The 3433-nt window shown below is 54.3% G+C and carries 1 protein-coding gene and 3 pseudogenes; all 4 read right to left on the bottom strand.

Going from position 1 to position 3433, the window contains the following annotated elements; all coding sequences use genetic code 11:
* Positions 1-162: 162 nt before the first annotated feature.
* Positions 163-1431 carry a pectate lyase family protein gene (locus K309_RS41275; protein ID WP_232232642.1) on the bottom strand — a complete coding sequence of 423 codons (1269 nt, stop codon included), beginning with the start codon at positions 1429-1431 and terminating at the stop codon, positions 163-165.
* 84 nt (positions 1432-1515) lie between these two features.
* Positions 1516-1719: pseudogene (locus tag K309_RS42280) on the bottom strand (IS3 family transposase); the annotation flags it as partial.
* A gap of 23 nt (positions 1720-1742) precedes the next feature.
* A pseudogene (locus tag K309_RS38815) lies at positions 1743-2383 on the bottom strand (transposase).
* Between the two features lie 214 nt (positions 2384-2597).
* Positions 2598-3294: pseudogene (locus tag K309_RS38810) on the bottom strand (IS3 family transposase); the annotation flags it as partial.
* Positions 3295-3433 lie beyond the last annotated feature (139 nt).

Raw genomic sequence — 3433 nt, 5'->3', positions numbered from 1 at the left:
CGCAAGCAGGGCGGCGGCCCCTCGAACCTCGTCATCTGTCAAGGGTTCGCGGGGGGAATTGCGATTTTATTGGCGGCTTAACTTGGATGGATTGTGTGAAGACCCCCTGCTACAATAGAGAATGAGTACGGTACGGCGCATCCATGACGTGTACTCCATCTATCAGAGATGCCCTGTGCCGGCATATGCTTTGACTATAGCGGGCACTTTGCTTGCCTCATAAGGCGTTATCATGCAGGATGAGACCTTGGACTTTGATGAGTGAATTATATTTTTTCCCAGCGCTTCAAATGCTTCCATTACGGCAGAGTATTGCGTAAAATCCTTGATCGAGGGCTCAGGGATAGCGACATTGCCGAGGCAAGGGCGACCGACTTTTTCTTTGCACTCCCGCTGGGCTACAGCGCCGAGGCTACCGAGTGCTCCGAAGATATAGCCATCGTCAGGCAAAATTGGCAAGATCACATTATCAAAGTAGTTCGCCTCGACAAAAAGATGTGCATTTTCACTCGAGTCGAGCGCATGCCAAGAACCATTCTGGAAATAGTTATTAACCACATGCACGATGGCATCATCGCCAGAGACCTTCGGTGCTCGCCCGGAAAAATCATGGATCCAATTATTTGATAAAGTAATAGTTTGCTTTTTTGCAATTAGCAAAATATTCCAGTAATGTTTCCCGTTGCACTCAGGCGAGTAAGCGCTTGTGCCGTCGAAATTGTTCCAAGAAATAGTGACGTTGATTGCAGGTCTGAAGTGATCGACAATCATTTGTCGGCCAATATTGTGGAAGGTATTATGATCTATCCAAACTCGGTCCACCCCTTCCAGCGATATTGCATCGCCACCAAAAACGATGCCGTTATTAATGTCACTTATCGTAAGATTTCTTATTTCGACGTTGCGGGAGTTCACTAGACGCAGCCCCTTTCCCTTTAGCGCTGCGGACGAGCTGGCGCCAATTAAGGTCTTATTTGAACCGACCGATAGCGGATTTTTCCCGGCCGCGTCGTAAGTAATCCCTGTGACTTCTTTCCCACTGCAATGTCTATCGTTCGCATCGACAAGGATCAATGCTTCCGGCTCGTACGGCGTTGGACATTCACCTTTTGTTTTGCCGGGATAACAGCCACGCTCCGAGGAGGTTTTTTCTGTCCCTGTATAGTCAATCGTTGTTGCGATTCTTATAATGCGTGGAGTTGCATCAGAGCATACTCCTTCCGCATTAAATGAATTGCACAGGGCATTCTTCAGTTGCTCCCGGCCATCAATTGGATCTGTGATATTCACTACTTCCCCACCCATCCCGCCGATCGTTGCTGCGCCGAACCCTTTCGGCCGACTAAAATCAAATTCCGTTGCGCACGATCCGGATAAATTAAACAGGAAGGCCGCCGATCCCAGCACCAGAGCCGCTCGCTTGAATGCCATATGAAATAACATATAATTCCTCGTCAATATTTAGATAATAGCAATAATTGAGGTTTCCTGTTTTCGGCTTCCATAGGTCCCGGGTTATGCAGCCACATCCTTGGTCTGCTGAGCCTTGATCCAGTCTCGCAGGAACTGAGCCGGAGAGACAAAGCCGAGCGACGAATGACGACCACTGCAGTTATAGAACACTTCGATGTATTCGAACAGGTCCGCAGCGGCCTCACGTTGCGTCCGGTACCGCGTGGAAGGAGCTCGTTCGTTCTCCAAACTGTTGAAGAGCTCTTCGTCGGCGCGTTGACGCTCCTATGTCAAGCGGCGCGGCTCGAATCGGTCAGATCGGCCAAAATGAGGGGGTACAGCTCCCTGACGATATATCGCTTGAGGCAGCGATGAATCTCCTTCTTGGGCATGCCTTCCTTCGTTCGGCGGTCGACGTATGACCGTGTCCTGGGATCGCTGCGCATTCGCACCATGGCGATAGTCCACAAGGCATTATTTGCCGAACGATCTCCGCCCGTGTTCAAGCGATGCCGGACCGTTTTACCGGACGAAGCCTGCAAAGGACTTGTGCCACAAAGCGCAGCCAGTGCCGCTTCGTTTTTCAGCCGGTCAGGATTGTCACCGGCAACGGCAACAAGCACTGCCGCTGTCTGAGGGCCTACGCCAAACCGCTCCCGAAGCCGCTTGGCATGCTGGCTGGTCAGGCGATCAAGCATGCCGTCGAGGGTGCTCAGCTCCTCTGCCAGTGCCAGCCAGCGCTTGGCCAGTAGGCGTAGAGTGGCGGTCATCCGAACGAGTTCGCCCAGGTCAGAAGATTGAGATAGCCATTGGTGTCTGCAGAGACCGACTGCGTGCCGAGGAGCTTGCCCGTGCTGCTGATCACCGCCCCGACATGCGTATCCAGATGCGTGTCGACACCCAGAATTACTTCGTCTTGTTCTTGTTCCATGCGTGTTATCCGTTGTAGTGGGCACACCGCCAACCCCACTCGCAGGACAGGACACTCACGGTGCAGGACAAAGCTCCTATCAGGTCACAAGCGTTGGGCCCGGCAATGCTCGGGGAACGCCGGAACCCGATCGACAGGTCAACGCCAAGGCAGCTCGGCCAATCCCAGCACAGGTCAGATCGGTCCGACGTTCAAAGCGTATTTTGGACTGAGTGTCCCAGCAGTTTCCCTTGCGGCTCATCGAGCAGCGCATGCCATATTCCTTCAGCTTTCGCTGGAAGTCATGGCTAGCGTATTGGGACCCACGGTCCGAATGATGCAGGGCGCCTGGCTCAGGCCTGCGCCGGAACCACGCCATCATCAGTGCGTCGATCACGATGTCTGCCGTCATGCGTGGTTTGATCGACCAGCCGACAACCTCCCGATTGAACAGGTCCAGCACGACCGCCAGATACAGCCAGCCTTCATCGGTCCAGATGTAGGTGATGTCCGAGGTGAACACCTGGTTTGGCGCCGTCGGCGTGAAGTTTCGATCGAGCAGATTCTCCGCGACCGGCAGCTTGTGTTTCGAATCCGTCGTCACCTTGTAGCGCCGTTTGTGCCGGGCCCGGATGTTGTTCTCGCGCATGAGCCGCTCAACCCGCTCCTTGCCGGCCGGAAAGCCCCGAGCGCGGATCTCCTCGGTCATTCGCGGCGATCCGTAGGCGCCCTTGACCTCAGCGTGAATGGTCCGGATCAAGGTCAGCAACTGCCCGTCGCTCAGCCGCTTGCGCTCAGGCTTGCCACCGCGCTATCCAGGCACGATAGCCGTTGTGGCTGACAAACAGGACCTCACACAGCGCCGCCAGCGGATACTGCCGCCGCTGCGAGTCAATCCAGGCGAACTTCACAGGAGGTCCTTCGCGAAGAACGCCGCGACGGGTTCAACCGGTGAATGCAACACCGATGCCGGCGTTTAGGGCAATGCTGATTAAGTCCTCCGCTTCATGAGGAATAGCGTTATGTGAGGGATCAAGAGCGCAAAGAGAAGAACATGAAGCAGATGACGTT

The sequence above is a fragment of the Cupriavidus phytohabitans genome (assembly GCF_000426345.1).
Classification (GTDB): domain Bacteria; phylum Pseudomonadota; class Gammaproteobacteria; order Burkholderiales; family Burkholderiaceae; genus Cupriavidus.
This window is presented reverse-complemented; position numbering and strand designations above follow the sequence as displayed.